A 13,702-nucleotide genomic window follows, 5' to 3' on the forward strand; every position below is an offset into this window, starting at 1 on the left:
CGTGAGACAGTAAGTATTGGAAACACTGAATATCCCCTATTGTTGGCAAGCTATATAGCTTGCCATTTTTTTTGCCTAATCTATGGGAAAGTAACGGATCACGTTTTTACTAACTAAGGCTAGTTTAACGCTAAAAATAGACCGCTAAGTACAATTAATAAGGCGCTTAAAACACTAAACCACTTTACGTAGCCTACTAAAAAGTTATAAAAAACCATTATAATTAAGACACTTAGGCTCATAAACCCACAAAATAGTAACGCGCCATAACCACTTTGAGTTGCTACGCAAAGTACTAAGCTTAGTAAAATACTGATCCAAGCAATAAATAGCAGGTTTTTACTTTGTAATTCTGTAGGGCGTTTTTTAAATACATCTTTAAAATGATTAAACTTAGCCAGTGCAAAACCATTAAAACCAAACAAACACAGACTAAAACCAAGTAAATCAATCATGATTTTTGCCTTTTAAGATTATTAGATTGGTTAGGGCTGATTATTTTTGAGTTGTTTTTAGCAGTACGTAATTTTTCGGTTTGTATAAAAAATAATATACTAAATAACAAAAACAGTGCATCAAAAGTAAATAAAGCCCACTGTTTGTGCATCAAATAGCTAACTATATTACCGTTAGTTGTAAGTGCATTAATAACCGGTACGCTTAAACATGCAACAGCATTTATAGCTGCCATAACTCGCCATTGCAGTGTGTCGCGCTTTATAAGTGCTAAAAGAGCAACCGCTAGCCATGTTAAAAAGAACGCGAGTATTTCTTTATCGGCGCGCTCTGCGGTAGTTGGGCTAAGTAGTCTGTTAGCAATAAAAAATGCACACGTTGCCAGTGGTAGTCCCATAATAGTGGCTAGGTTTAACCCCTCAACTAGTTTTAAACCAAACGAAGGTTTAACGTTATTTTTAGTTCGCTCGCGAATTCGCTTAGCCCACATAATACAGCCAGAGCCAATCATTACACAGCCTGCAATACCGCCTAATACGTATAACCAGCGCAACAACCACGTAGCTAAACGCCCCGTATGCATTGAATTAAGCGACTCGTAAAGCGCTTTGCTGCTAGTTAGTTCGTCATCAGTTTTAGCGACCATTTGCCCTATAGCACCACTAAATATTAAGCGTGGTGCTTGGTCACGCAGTGTTTTACCTGCGCTTACCAATACGGTAATTGTTGAAGCTGCCATATTTGGTTGGTTAACTTGTACGCGAGTAATATCTGCATGAGGCCACTTAGTATAAACCTGATCCAAAATGCTTTGAATCGGCACCATTGACGATTCGCCTTGGGCTTTATCGGTCATGGTGTTGCGAGGGATTACATCGTTAAAAAAGCCACGCATGCCGTTATCGTAAGACGTTTGCGCAGGGTAGGGAAACAACATAAATATGAGCGTAATCATGCCCGTGTAAGTAATCATTAAATGAAAAGGCAGGGCAAGCACAGAGCTTAAATTGTGGGCATCTAACCACGTACGGCTACCTTTATTACGTCTAAAACTAAACATATCTTTAAAAATACGCTTATGAATAACCATACCCGATATAATGGCAATTAGCATAAAAAAGCTAGCAAAGCACACAATCCAGCGTGCGGTTATTGCATCCATGTAATGTAAATCATAGTGCAGCCGATAAAAAAAGTTACCACCTTTAGTATCTACAAAGGGTTCAAGCTCTTTCATGGTATTAGGGTTTAACTGTGTGTTTTTAAACTGGCTGCGGCGCTGGCCTGGCTCTTTTGGCTTTGCATAACCATAAATTAAATAAGGAATACGCGGCTCAGGTAATGTAATACGCCAGCTTGATGAGTTAGCTCCATGGTTAGCTAAGTAATCGAACCCTGTAATTATTTGTTGTTTTTGCGCTTCTATACGCTGTGTTTGGGCTTGTACATTATGTATGGCAGGTTGATTCCACAGCGTTATTTCGTCTCTAAAAAAGCTAAGTGTTCCTGCAAAAAATATTAAATATAATAACCAACAAACGAGTAACCCTACCCAAGTGTGTAACCAAGTCATCGATCTAAAAAAGCTGTCTTTCATACCCAACCCTTTAGTAATACAAGCAATCCGATAAACGCACCTGTACTTAGTAAAATACTGATCCAAACTTTTCTTAATGATTTAACGCTAAAGGCATAAATAAATACGACGGCATAAATTAAAATGCTGATTGAAACACTAAACAGTACAGCGTCTTGCTTAGCTATTGGCAATACAAAACTTAATAACGCAGTACTTGCAGAGGTAAAGGCATAGCCACCAATTATGGCAATAAAAAAACGTAAAAATACCAAAACTCGATAACTGCTTACGCTTTTTACTATAAGCGCAATTACGTTAACCTTATCGAATGGCGCACTGTGCAAAGGTGCCTGCATAGTTAATTAATCCCTTTATTTAAAGCTGAGGATAAAACAAAGGCGCTATTATATATGTTACAAATACAAAAGATAGCTATTCTCATTTACGGCGACTAACTTTTAGTAAATTATCCTTCTTACTTAACCTGAACCTTGGTTAACAGGTTTTATACGTATTGAATTATGGTGATATTTAAATTTATTTTCTCTAGCGCTGAAAATAGCAGCTCGAGATAGATTTATTATCCAGAGTTCAGGTTACTTAGTAAAATACTGATCTGTTATTGTTTAATGATATTGCACAGGCTGTATGTAAAGCTTAAGGTTAATAAACTGAGTAAAAATAAAGAGTGAAATAACGATGAGCGATCACGAAAAACTAAATTACGTTGAGTTTCCTGCATGCGACTTACCCGCAACTAAGGCCTTTTTTAGTCATGTATTTAATTGGCAGTTTACTGACTACGGCCCAGAATACACGGCGTTTAGTGGGCAGGGGTTAGATGGTGGGATTTTTCAGGCTCCATTAAAATCACTAACTCAGCATGGGGCAGCATTACTTATTTTTTATAGCGACGACATACACGCAACCTTTAAAAAAGTAGAGACATTTGGCGGAGTAATATTAAAACCTATTTTTGAGTTTCCTGGCGGTTGTCGGTTTCACTTTACAGAACCAAGTGGTAACGAATTTGCGGTATGGGCGAAAGAACACTAGGTACTATAAGGGCTGTAGGGCATTTAAGCTTAAAGATCAGGATTTTACTAACTAATCGCCATTTTAGATAAAATAAACCGATTTTTTACCAACTCATTTATCCTAAATGGCCATTTAGGATAAAAATTAAGCATTTAAGGCCAGATAAACATGAATAGTCACCAATTAATAGACCAAGTTAGTAAATGCGTGATCTGTGATCCTCATTTACCTTTAGGGGCTCGACCTGTAATACAATTTAACCCAAACGCACGTATTTTAATCGCAGGCCAAGCACCGGGTATAAAAGTTCACGAAACAGGCGTGCCGTTTAACGATGCAAGCGGAAACAGCCTACGAGAATGGCTTGGGCTAACACGTGATGAATTTTACGACGCTAATAATATAGCAATTTTACCTATGGGCTTTTGCTACCCGGGTAGGGGTAAGTCGGGTGATTTACCACCGAGAAAAGAATGTGCCCCAGCATGGCGCGAGCAATTATTGGCTGCACTACCAAATATTGAGCTGACAATAGTATTAGGTAAATACGCGCAGGCGTATCATTTACCGGAGACTAAAAAAATGCCACTTACGGAGTTAGTAAAATCGTGGCGTGAGTATTGGCCAAATTATTTAGTGCTTCCACATCCCAGTCCGCGTAATAATATATGGCTTAAAAAGAATCCATGGTTTGAGCAAGATGTACTTCCAGAACTGGGTAAACGCATTGCGACTATTTTAAATAAGTAATGCCTCTAGCATTAGGATTTATTGTAAAGGGGCGTTACAGTTAACTTAAAAATTAACACTCCAATTAAAAACAATAACAAACGAGGCTGTCTAATTTGAATGCATCTATATTAACTGAAGTAATACTTCCGCTCGCCCTTGCACTTATTATGTTTGGTATGGGTCTTGGGCTCACAACAAACGATTTTACTCGTCTATTTAAAAGCCCGCTCGCCATTGTTATGGGTTTAATAGGCCAACTTGTAGCAATGCCTTTATTAGCATTAGGGCTGTGTTATTTACTTAACCTACCAACGCCTATAGCTATTGGTTTAATGATATTAGCTGCCTGCCCAGGCGGTACTATGTCAAATGTAGTAAGCCAGCTTGCTAAAGCTAATTTAGCGCTTTCGGTAAGTTTAACCGCTGCCTCTACCGCAATTAGTATAATAACCACACCGTTTATTATTGGCTTTGCTATGAGCCAGTTTGCCCCAGCAGACGATGCTACTTTCTCTATTTTAATTACTTCATTAGGGCTATTTTTTATTACCTTAGTGCCAGTTGCTATAGGCATTTGGTTACGTCACTTTAAAAGTGATTTTGCCATTAAAGCAGAGCCGTTTTTTAGACGCTTCTCGTTGTTTTTTATGCTTATGATGATTGCAGCACTAGTAATAAAAGAGCGCGATTTATTAGTTAGCTCATTTAACGATGTATTTTGGGCGTGCATAGCACTTAATATTGGTTCAATGGTTGTTGGTTGGTTAATTGCTAAGTGTTCAAAATTAAATTTAACTGATTCGCTGACGCTTTCAATTGAGGTTGGAATTCAAAATGCATCGTTAGCTATTTTAATTGCTATTAGCTTTTTGAATAAACCAGAATACGCGGTCACCGGTGGCGTGTATGGCCTTGCCATGTTTATAGGGCCACTGCTATTAATTGGCGGGTTAAAGCTTAAAAATAAACGTACCGCTAGGGCTGTTAACTAGGACTTTTAATTAGGGCATGTTGACCAAGTTACTTTAATTTAAGGCTACGGATAACGTAGCCGTAAACTCCAGTCTAAAAATACCACCTGTTAAATGTATGCTCTGCACCCATCGCGTCAACAAGTTGTAGGCTTACAAAAGACTCTTAAGCTTGAATATTGCACTAGGCGCTGAGCTTGTTTGCGCGAGGAGTGAAGCTTCTAATTACTAGGGCGCATTTTAGGATAGGATAAGAGTGTAAGTAATACGGTAAAAAAGCAGTTAATTATTTGGTTACTAAAACTGCGCCTCAAATATGAGGCGCTACTTTAAAACTTACTATTTGGTTTGCATGTTTTTAGCGCGTTCTTCTGCATCTATTAATGCTTGCGATTTAGGCGCGCGTTTTTTCTCTTCTATTTTGGGCTTTTCAGCCGAGTCAGGATCCCAGCTTGAGTCTAACGATAAGTTAGCAAATGGATTGTTACTGTCTGCTTTTTTAGGCTCAATTACTGGCTCATCAACTAGCGGTGTTGTTTGTGCTTGCTCGGGTATCGCGTCTTCTTTTTTAGGCATCGGCTTTTCACCAGGTAATGGTGCATCTGGGTTAAATGTACGCACTTCTGGTTCTTTAAAGTCTTGCTCGGTTGTATACGTAGTCGATTGAGCGTCAGATATTTGCTCTGGAGCGTGTAAATCTATAACCGGCTCACTCGCTGTTACTGGCTCAGGAGTAGTAATAACCGGCTCTACAGTGTTATGTTCGGCTTCTATTGGCGCAGATTCCGTTACTTGCGCTGTATAGTGCTTACGTTGTTTTTTTACTGGCTTTGCATCTGGGTCAAAGTCGCGTACCTCTGGCTCATTAAAGCTGCTGGCATTTTTAATGCGCTCTAAGGTTGTTTTGGCGGCGGCTTCAAATTCGGCGGTATTAGGCTCAGGTTTTTGTTTTACTTCGTTAAACGTAGCGGTACTTGTTTGCTCTAAAGTATCAGTTAAGTTAAGCGGTGTAGGCTCAATTTCGCTTGTTTTCACTTGTGTAGCTACGCTGCTCTCAACTGCTTTATTATTTTGAGTTGCTTCGTTGATGACGACAGGCTCAATCTCTGGCTCTTTTGTTGTTTGTACTGGCTTTGTTGCTTTAGTTTCAGGTTTAGCTGACGTAGCAATTTTTTCTGATTTAACTTTAGGTGGAGCCGCTATAGTCGGTTCTGCCATCGCTTTGCTTTGTTTTGCACGGCGCAGGCGCACGACTATCATAGCGCCAATAAGTACCACTATAACAAGTATTAAAGTGGGTAAAAGTAACGAGCTTGGGCTCTGCGCTACAGGTTGCGGCGCAATTACTGGCGCTGGTTTAGTTAACACAGCTGCTGGTTTTACAGGTACAGGCTTTTCAGGCGTAGGTTGAACGTTTTGCTCTGGCGTTGCCGGTTTTACTTGCTCTATCACAGCTTCGTTTTTTTGCTCTGTAACTACTTGCTCGGGTGCTGCTTTTGTTGGCTCTGCATCAATTACTATTTCGTTACTGTTGGTATTTAGCTGATCGTTTATTTGTTGTTTTTGATCATTAGTTAAATTAAGGGTTTGCTCGTTGATGCTTTCTTTAACAGCTTCTTCAGTGGGTTTAATTACAGGGGCAGGTTCAACAATTTTAGGTTGTGGCTGAGTAATAATAGTCGGTTCAGGCTCTATTATTTGGAGCTTAGGTTGTGCTTGAATTTCTTTTGGCTTATTACAGTTATTTTTGTAATCACGCGCAGCTTTACGATATTTTTGACTCGCTTTATTATTACTATTTTGCTGTATTTCTTGTTTAATTAAAATGCACATAGCTTCGTTGTATGCAGCACTTTGCGCACTATAAAATAAGGCAAAGCAAAGGGTAAATCTAATTAGTTTTGATATCATGAAGTTATGCGCGCTTAAATATTAATAGTTTGATTTTAAGCGCAAAATTAAAAATTATCCAGAGTAATACAACTAATCAATAACCATAAGGCTGCGATATTCATCGTAAGCAAATTGGTCGGTCATACCGCTTATATAATCTTGGATTAATCTACAACGATAATAAAACTCGTATGCCGCAAAGTGATCGGGCTCTTCTTGCATCGCATCTATTGCGTGTTGGTAACTATTTAAGTGCTTTTTAGAGAGCTTTTTAACAAGTCGCGACTCTATTAATAAACGTGAATCGCCATTTAGTGCACGCTTAAAGTCATCCTTGTTTAGTAGCAGTAATGGTTTATAGCAATCGAGCAAACCATTAATTATGCGATACCCTTGTAGCTCTAATTTTTCGACTTCTTTGTTTGAAAATACATGCTCAAGCGCTACCTGCTTTAGTGTTTTAGTTACTGCATGTAGATGGCTTCTATCTTCTAAAAGCGCTTGGTTAAAATCGCCATGATAAATAGGTTCTATATTTTCGATAAAGCGTTTTGCGGCGTGATTTACTAGCGGATGTAGCAATGCAACCCGCAAGTATATAAAAAATTCACTATTAAAATTATAGGGTTGTGCTTGTGCACGCTCTAGTGCGTAGTCTACTGCTTTGTCTACAAAATTTTGATGTTGAGCGTCGTCGATTAACAGGTTTATTAATACTTTTTTGTAACTACTTTTAAGTTTTTCGCACAGCAACTCAGTGCTTATTATGTCTTTTTCTACGGCGTCTTCTATGTCGGCTAGGCAATACGAAATGTCGTCGGCGGCTTCCATTATGTAACTTGCAGGATGGCGGCAGTAAGGCTCAATAGTGAGCTCTTTTTGTAGCGCTTCAACAAAGTTTTTTTCGCTGTAGTAGTAACCCACTTTTTTCATTAAGTAGTTTTTATTTTGGGGTATGTCTTTTACATCAAGCCCAGCAGGGCGAGTGTATTTTAAAATACCAGCACTTTGGCTGTAGGTTAAATTAAGCGTTTGCAAAGAATGAATTATACGTATGCCTTGGGCGTTGCCCTCAAAGTTACAAATATCAAGCGCAAGGTGTTTAAAAACAACACCTATACCGGTGTTTGGTTCTTTACAGCGCTCGGGTGTTACGCTTGCTAGGTTGTTATTAAACCAGTGGTTAATAGCCGCTTCGCCAAAATGCCCAAACGGTGGGTTGCCTATGTCGTGCATTAAGCAGGCCATTTCTACTAGGCTTTCTAGCGGGCGCTCTAGCTCGGTTAAGCCGTAATCTTTTTGTTGCTCGTAGCTTAAATTAGCAAAAATACGTTGCACTATAAAACGACCAACTTGTTGAACTTCAAGCGAATGGGTAAGGCGAGAGCGTACAGCTGCGTTGCGCTCAAGCGGAAACACTTGTGTTTTTTGCTGTAAACGACGAATAGCTGCGCTATTTATTATTCGACCACGATCGCTTTCTAGCGCCATTTGTAAGTTTGCTGTGGTGCGGTACATACGCGCTGGCGTTATTTTTTTACTAAAATCTATGGTCATCTTTGTCCTTTTAAACCCGCTTAAATGCTTAATTTAATCTAAAGTGTGTAAATTAAACTTACTCGTTTTATTGTTGTTTTTACTTTATATTAACCGCATATTCATATAGCCTTAAGGGACTATTGAAATCATTTCTTTTTCAGGGAGTTAAAGCCGTTTGGCTTAATAAGCATGATGCGTCCACTATCCCATTTTTATATATTATCAGTCTGTATTTTAACCTGCGCATTATCAGCGTGTAATAGCACACCTGAAAATACTTTAAACAATAATCTATCTGTTGCAGCGCAGCAAGAACTTAGTGCGCGAGCTGATGCACTGGCTGCTCGTGGCTTTTATCAAACTCAATTAGGTAATATTAATTATTTAAATGCGCGTCAATGCAGTGAGTTTAATTTACAGAGTCATCGGGGGGCTATTCGCTTTCCTGAAAACTCACTCAAGGCGGTTATTGATTCTCTCGATAATAATTTTGATGTGATAGAAATTGACGTACGTATTACCCGTGACGATGTGTGGGTTGTGCATCATGATGCTCACACAGGGCGAGAAACCGGTACTGTTGATAACAAACGGCGTAAAATAGAGTCGATTCGTTACACTAAAGAATGGGGGACTTTACGTCATCGCAATCAAAACACGGGGCTGTTAACCGCAGATATGCCACCGTCTTTTAAAGCGTTGGCGAGTACGTTTTCGCGTTATCGTAAATCGCATCAAAAGCTAAATATTGAAATTAAATCGCGGGCATCTGTCGATGATTTAAAAATGCTCGACTACTTGGCGTATAAATATATAGGGGCAAACAATTATTTTTTTAGCAGCTTAGAAATGCGTAATTTAACGCGCCTACGTGAAATAAATCCCGATGTGTACATGATGTTTATTCAATCTCCTTCAAAGGTGTCTATGAATAAGTTGGTTGCCGATTTAAAGCGCGGGGCAGGGAGCGATCCTATTTATGAGCGCAATAAAGAGCAACTAGAAAGTATACAGTCGTATGGTAATCGCCGTCATCGCGAAACACGTTTTGATAGACCGCTAAAGCTAGATACGTTAACTAAAAAGTTAAAACGTAATTTTGGCTACGTGTTAGATATTCGCCATTATAAACAAAGTGCAGCCCAATTATTGCCCAGAGCCAAAGTGCGTGGCATTAATATTGCCACCTATTCTATTAATGGGCACGACTACCACGAACGCAGCTTATTAGCGCAATCAAGTATGCTACGCCCTAATTCTGTAATAATAGATGACACGGTATATGGCTTTTGTTCTGTGTTTGGCTTGCCAGCGGTTAAGCCATACCAAGGTAATAATGCTTTCGCTAAGCGTATAGCAAGTATGCCCGATGATTTAGATTTAACGCGTTTAGATGAGTTATCTAGTTATCAACAGAATCAGTTGTACCCCGCCACAGGTGGGCATTTAAAGTCGCTTACACCGGTTTCGCATACAAAAAAAGCGTTACACATTTCAAATGCGCCAAACCTTGAAATAGGTAAACGAGAGGCTGATGAAGAGTTTAGTCTTGAGACTGACCCTGTAGTTGAACTTGAACTTCGTAAAAAATAACAATAAGACGACTCATAATGAAAGTAACCACTAAACCATCATGGTGGCATTTTTTAATGCTGCTATTATCTACCTTGTATTTATTACCAGAGGCTATTTTTAATGCCCAGTTAGTGTCTTTAGTTGGGCAGGGCTCTCCCTCAGCAGAGGATTTAGAGCACCTAGAAATATACGGGCGAGCTGTATCGGGAGTTGGAGTTGCATTGCTATTGGCTGACTTTTTACCAAAGGCGATGGTGGCTAAAGTAGGGCGAGGCATTATTTCGCTAATAGCCTTAATATGCCTAGTATGGCCGGTGGTGTTTTATGGTCAAAAGTATGTAATAGAAAAAACATTAATTGAGCCTTCTTCGGCAGAGCAGCGCCAGTTTGCAGTTTATAGTGCGGCGCTTAGAGACGCTTTAGCTATTAATTCAATTAAAATTAATGGACTTGATTACAAAGCTGATGAGTTACATAGCTCAGAAAACTTAACCTTTTTAGCACTGTTTGGTGGGTTGTTATACAGCGACGCGGCTTTATCTGACAACCTTGAACAAGATAAACGCAAAATTATAGCTTCTTTTGTTCAAAAAAAGGCTTACCAAGATTTTGACCAACATTACACGCAGTACAGCCAACTTTATAATGAGTTAGTTGGTCAATATAAAATGTATGCCAATGGGAGTAAAAAATATAACCAAACATTAGCCGGAATTGATCAGCGCGAACAAGGCTATTGGCAACAAATTGAGCAGCAAGTAAATGAAGGTTGGGAAAAGTATCAGCAAGCGCAAAAAGCACATATTGCTAAAGCGTCTGCAAGGGCACAAAAATATGGCCCTAAAATCTATAATTACCATGAAAAAATAGCTAAATGTTCAGACCGATATAAAAAAAGTAGCCAAAAAGATCGCCTTAGTAAGTGTTACGACAGAGCTGGCGCAAATTATCGCAGTGATATTTTAAAAGCAGGAATTGGCTATATTCCCCCCGATTATTGGTTAATTGTAGAAGATATTTCGGCGGCAGAAAACGCAACTAGCAGTATTTTAATGGGAGTGCTTACCGGTGGTTTTTATACTGCGTTACAGGCCGTTAGCCTTGCAAGCGGTGGCGATGGTGGCATAAAAGACAAACGTTATAAGTACACTGACGATCCCGATCATTACCAGATGCTATTTTTAAAGCACCCTAAATTTACACAGATGTTTGTTAACGAAACGGATTACGAGTTTAATATTAATAGCTCATTCGCTTTTCGAGGTCATGACACAACAGCTAAAAAGCTACGAGCACACTTTTTAGCAAAGGGATTAAAACTTAATAATAATTGGAAGATTAACGACCGACCTGAGTTTGCCCAAGCAGTTGCCAATAAAGTAAAAGCAGAGGCTAACCGACAATGGAATAGTGAGATGGCAAAGCACAATTTAAGCTTATCACCAAATTTGTCGTGGGTAGCGTTTCAGTTAAACCCACAAATACAAGCTAAAATTTCAGACCGTATGGGTGACTTATATGTAAAAAACATACGCGCTGATTGGAATAAAAAAAGCTTCAAAGAAAAGGTGCTCGATCCAAATATCGAAAAGCGTACCGATAAATATTTAGCAATGCTTAACAGTTCAAAGGGCAAGTTTGTAGATGGTGGTGAGTACGCTCAATATGGTAAGCAAGCGCTGCGCTCGGTTATTATTCCGCCTATTTCTATGTCGTTGTCGTTATTTTTAATCTGTTTAACTTTTAGCAAGCTACCACTTAAATTGTGGCGCCTTATTGCTCCACCTAAAAATACAGATAAAAAACACCCGATTACGATGTTACAAAAACTGATAATGCCGTTATTAATTTTAATTTTACCGGTGATATTTATAAGCAATACTTTTACAAAAGATGAGCAGAGCCCAGTTAATTACTTTTTAACTAAAGTAGAGGAGTCGAGCAACCCTGTATTTAGTTACGCAATTCGTTGGACTTTGCATGCTCAACCAGTGCTGCATCCTTTAGGGCTCGCATTTGAAGATAAGTTAAAAATTTATCAGCATTTTTCCCCATTGAGCAATGCGTTAGCTAACGTTGATATTTTACGCCATAGCGATACCTCACTTGATGCTGAACAGCAGCAAAATAGGCAATATATGGTTGAACAAAAAACCAAGTTAACAATTACCACAAATGTGCCAAATGCGAACATACGCATTATGAACATTGGGCCTAAATATCGTTCGGGTATGATACTTAGAGCGAGTCGCTATGATATTCAAATCTCAGCTACGGGTTATAAAACGTATCGCCGTTGGCATCAAATTGATGCGGGTGAACAAACTCTTTCTATTGAGCTAAAAGCGCAATGATTATGAAAGGGAGAAGATGATATTGCTAAATACTCATGGCGTGTTGTTCTTTTAAAATTAAAGGTTTTAATCTGGGGACGATTTAATTTATGCGTTATTTAACGTTAGATAAATAAGCCCCAATCTATCAGTTTGTATCATAAAGTAACAACTTGCTTTAAAATAATTGTTTGAGTAATTGTTTGAGTAATTGTTTGAGTAATTGTTTGAGTAATTGTTTGAGTAATTGTTTGAGTAATTGTTTGAGTAATTGTTTGAGTAATTGTTGTGCATTTATAGGTGTTTATAATGAAACAGTGGATTTTAAAGGCAGTATCAATTTGCCTATTATTAGGGATGAACAATGCGTTTGCTGCAAAAGAGCAAACAGTGGTGCTTATATCAATTGATGGCCTGCGTTGGGATTATATTGAAAAACACGGTGCGCCAAATTTAAAAGCAATGGCCGAGCGCGGTGTTCGCGCACAAAAACTAATACCTGTTTATCCGACTAAAACGTTTCCTAACCATATTTCTATTATTACGGGCTTACTGCCAGTAAACCATGGCATTGTTGATAATAGCTTTTGTGATAAAGCCCGTAAAAACGACTGTTACAGCATGGGCAAAGCATTGGGCGATAGCACATGGGTAAAGGGCATTCCGCTTTGGAATTTAGCAAAAATGCAGGGGCTTAAATCGGCTACTTATTTTTGGCCTGAGTCAGATGCATTATTTAACGGCATGACACCTGATTATTTTTATCACTATTCTAAATACAGCGATTACCAAAGCCGTGTTGATCAAATTATTCAGTGGTTAAGTTTACCAAAAGCACAGCGCCCACGCTTTATTGCGAGTTACTTTTCGCTAGTTGACAGCATGGGCCATGAATTTGGGCCAGACGCACCACAAACGCGTGATGCAGTTAAACAGCTTGATGAATTAATGGGGCAATTACAAACTCGCTTAAGTAAATTAGAGCAAGAGGTAAACTTAGTTATTGTGTCGGATCATGGTATGACGAGTATAGATCCAGATAAAAGCATTGATGTAACCACACTGCCTCAAGATGAAAACTTTTTAGTTAAAAATACTGGCCCACGTTTACTTATTTATACTCAGCCTGATGCTGAAAACCCTGATATTGAAGGTTACAAGGCACGTCTACGAGATGCATCAAACGGTCGTTATACAGTATTAACTGACGAGCAATTAGCAGCGTATCATTACAATAAAGGCACTCGCGTAGGCGATATTGTGGTGCAAACTACAGCGCCAGCGGTATTTACCAATGGTAAAAAACCAACCTATTTAGGGACTCACGGTTATGCATATACCGAGGATATGGCGGCATCATTTATTGCTGTAGGCCCTGCGTTTAAGCAAGGTGTAAGCCTTAAGGAAGTAAGTAACCTTGATATTTACCCGGTACTTGCAAGAGTGATGGGATTAAAATTATTAAACAAAGTAGATGGCGATGGTAAAACATTAATGCCAGCAATTAAGCAAAAAATAGTTGTTCACTAAGTAGTTTTTATTGTGATGTTCAAAGCGGCTACTTAGCCGCTTTTTATGTTTAATCG

At 38.9% G+C, this 13,702-nt stretch carries 11 protein-coding genes; 6 read left to right on the forward strand and 5 right to left on the reverse strand.

All coding sequences use genetic code 11. The features are described 5' to 3' along the window. Nucleotides 1-119: 119 nt before the first annotated feature. The 3 genes from I6F40_RS05380 to I6F40_RS05390 are packed head-to-tail and all read right to left on the reverse strand — an operon-like array spanning nt 120 to nt 2,391. Entirely contained in the window at nt 120-455 is a 336-nt protein-coding gene (locus I6F40_RS05380) for a DUF3325 domain-containing protein (protein ID WP_197192598.1), read from the reverse strand. Continuing rightward, entirely contained in the window at nt 452-2,053 is a 1,602-nt protein-coding gene (locus I6F40_RS05385) for a PepSY-associated TM helix domain-containing protein (RefSeq protein ID WP_197192599.1), read from the reverse strand. Before I6F40_RS05385 ends, I6F40_RS05380 begins: the two co-directional genes overlap by 4 nt. After that, nucleotides 2,050-2,391: a hypothetical protein gene (locus tag I6F40_RS05390; RefSeq protein WP_007583591.1), complete on the reverse strand. Its 342-nt coding sequence runs from the start codon at nt 2,389-2,391 to the stop codon at nt 2,050-2,052. Before I6F40_RS05390 ends, I6F40_RS05385 begins: the two co-directional genes overlap by 4 nt. 343 nt (nt 2,392-2,734) lie before the next feature. Between I6F40_RS05390 and I6F40_RS05395 the strand changes: the two genes are divergently transcribed. The 3 genes from I6F40_RS05395 to I6F40_RS05405 all read left to right on the forward strand — a co-directional run bounded on the left by I6F40_RS05395 (nt 2,735) and on the right by I6F40_RS05405 (nt 4,797). After that, nucleotides 2,735-3,091 (forward strand): VOC family protein, encoded by a 357-nt coding sequence (locus tag I6F40_RS05395; protein WP_007583589.1) that lies wholly within the window; start codon nt 2,735-2,737, stop codon nt 3,089-3,091. 150 nt (nt 3,092-3,241) lie between these two features. Next, entirely contained in the window at nt 3,242-3,823 is a 582-nt protein-coding gene (locus tag I6F40_RS05400; RefSeq protein ID WP_197192600.1) for a uracil-DNA glycosylase family protein, read from the forward strand. 95 nt (nt 3,824-3,918) lie between these two features. Continuing rightward, nucleotides 3,919-4,797, forward strand: a complete 879-nt coding sequence (locus I6F40_RS05405; RefSeq protein ID WP_101216036.1) for a bile acid:sodium symporter family protein — start codon at nt 3,919-3,921, stop codon at nt 4,795-4,797. 318 nt (nt 4,798-5,115) lie between these two features. Here I6F40_RS05405 and I6F40_RS05410 read toward each other — a convergent pair whose 3' ends face one another. Together I6F40_RS05410 and dgt are read right to left on the reverse strand one after the other, a co-directional pair. Then, nucleotides 5,116-6,687 carry a cell surface protein gene (locus I6F40_RS05410; RefSeq protein ID WP_197192601.1) on the reverse strand — a complete coding sequence of 524 codons (1,572 nt, stop codon included), beginning with the start codon at nt 6,685-6,687 and terminating at the stop codon, nt 5,116-5,118. A 72-nt stretch (nt 6,688-6,759) separates the two neighbouring features. After that, nucleotides 6,760-8,226 carry a dGTPase gene (gene dgt, locus I6F40_RS05415; protein ID WP_197192602.1) on the reverse strand — a complete coding sequence of 489 codons (1,467 nt, stop codon included), beginning with the start codon at nt 8,224-8,226 and terminating at the stop codon, nt 6,760-6,762. A 171-nt stretch (nt 8,227-8,397) separates the two neighbouring features. Here dgt and I6F40_RS05420 point away from each other — a divergent pair, with 171 nt between their 5' ends. The 3 genes from I6F40_RS05420 (at nt 8,398) to I6F40_RS05430 (ending at nt 13,646) form a co-directional block, all read left to right on the forward strand. Continuing rightward, nucleotides 8,398-9,801 carry a glycerophosphodiester phosphodiesterase gene (locus I6F40_RS05420; protein ID WP_197192603.1) on the forward strand — a complete coding sequence of 468 codons (1,404 nt, stop codon included), beginning with the start codon at nt 8,398-8,400 and terminating at the stop codon, nt 9,799-9,801. A gap of 17 nt (nt 9,802-9,818) precedes the next feature. Then, complete coding sequence (locus I6F40_RS05425) at nt 9,819-12,137, forward strand: carboxypeptidase-like regulatory domain-containing protein (RefSeq protein ID WP_197192604.1); 2,319 nt, start codon at nt 9,819-9,821, stop codon at nt 12,135-12,137. Nucleotides 12,138-12,425: 288 nt separating this feature from the next. Further along, a complete protein-coding gene (locus I6F40_RS05430; RefSeq protein ID WP_197192605.1) occupies nt 12,426-13,646 on the forward strand; it encodes an alkaline phosphatase family protein in 1,221 nt (406 codons plus the stop codon). Nucleotides 13,647-13,702 lie beyond the last annotated feature (56 nt).

This window comes from Pseudoalteromonas sp. SWXJ133 (assembly GCF_015864365.1).
Classification (GTDB): domain Bacteria; phylum Pseudomonadota; class Gammaproteobacteria; order Enterobacterales; family Alteromonadaceae; genus Pseudoalteromonas; species Pseudoalteromonas arctica.

What these genes read in the sequence shown, in the direction of transcription:
- I6F40_RS05400 (WP_197192600.1), top strand. Translation starts at nt 3,242, where the DNA reads ATGAATAGTCACCAATTAATAGACCAAGTTAGTAAATGCGTGATCTGT.
- dgt (WP_197192602.1), bottom strand. Translation starts at nt 8,226, where the DNA reads ATGACCATAGATTTTAGTAAAAAAATAACGCCAGCGCGTATGTACCGC.
- I6F40_RS05425 (WP_197192604.1), top strand. Translation starts at nt 9,819, where the DNA reads ATGAAAGTAACCACTAAACCATCATGGTGGCATTTTTTAATGCTGCTA.
- I6F40_RS05395 (WP_007583589.1), top strand. Translation starts at nt 2,735, where the DNA reads ATGAGCGATCACGAAAAACTAAATTACGTTGAGTTTCCTGCATGCGAC.
- I6F40_RS05430 (WP_197192605.1), top strand. Translation starts at nt 12,426, where the DNA reads ATGAAACAGTGGATTTTAAAGGCAGTATCAATTTGCCTATTATTAGGG.
- I6F40_RS05410 (WP_197192601.1), bottom strand. Translation starts at nt 6,687, where the DNA reads ATGATATCAAAACTAATTAGATTTACCCTTTGCTTTGCCTTATTTTAT.
- I6F40_RS05420 (WP_197192603.1), top strand. Translation starts at nt 8,398, where the DNA reads ATGATGCGTCCACTATCCCATTTTTATATATTATCAGTCTGTATTTTA.
- I6F40_RS05390 (WP_007583591.1), bottom strand. Translation starts at nt 2,391, where the DNA reads ATGCAGGCACCTTTGCACAGTGCGCCATTCGATAAGGTTAACGTAATT.
- I6F40_RS05385 (WP_197192599.1), bottom strand. Translation starts at nt 2,053, where the DNA reads ATGAAAGACAGCTTTTTTAGATCGATGACTTGGTTACACACTTGGGTA.
- I6F40_RS05380 (WP_197192598.1), bottom strand. Translation starts at nt 455, where the DNA reads ATGATTGATTTACTTGGTTTTAGTCTGTGTTTGTTTGGTTTTAATGGT.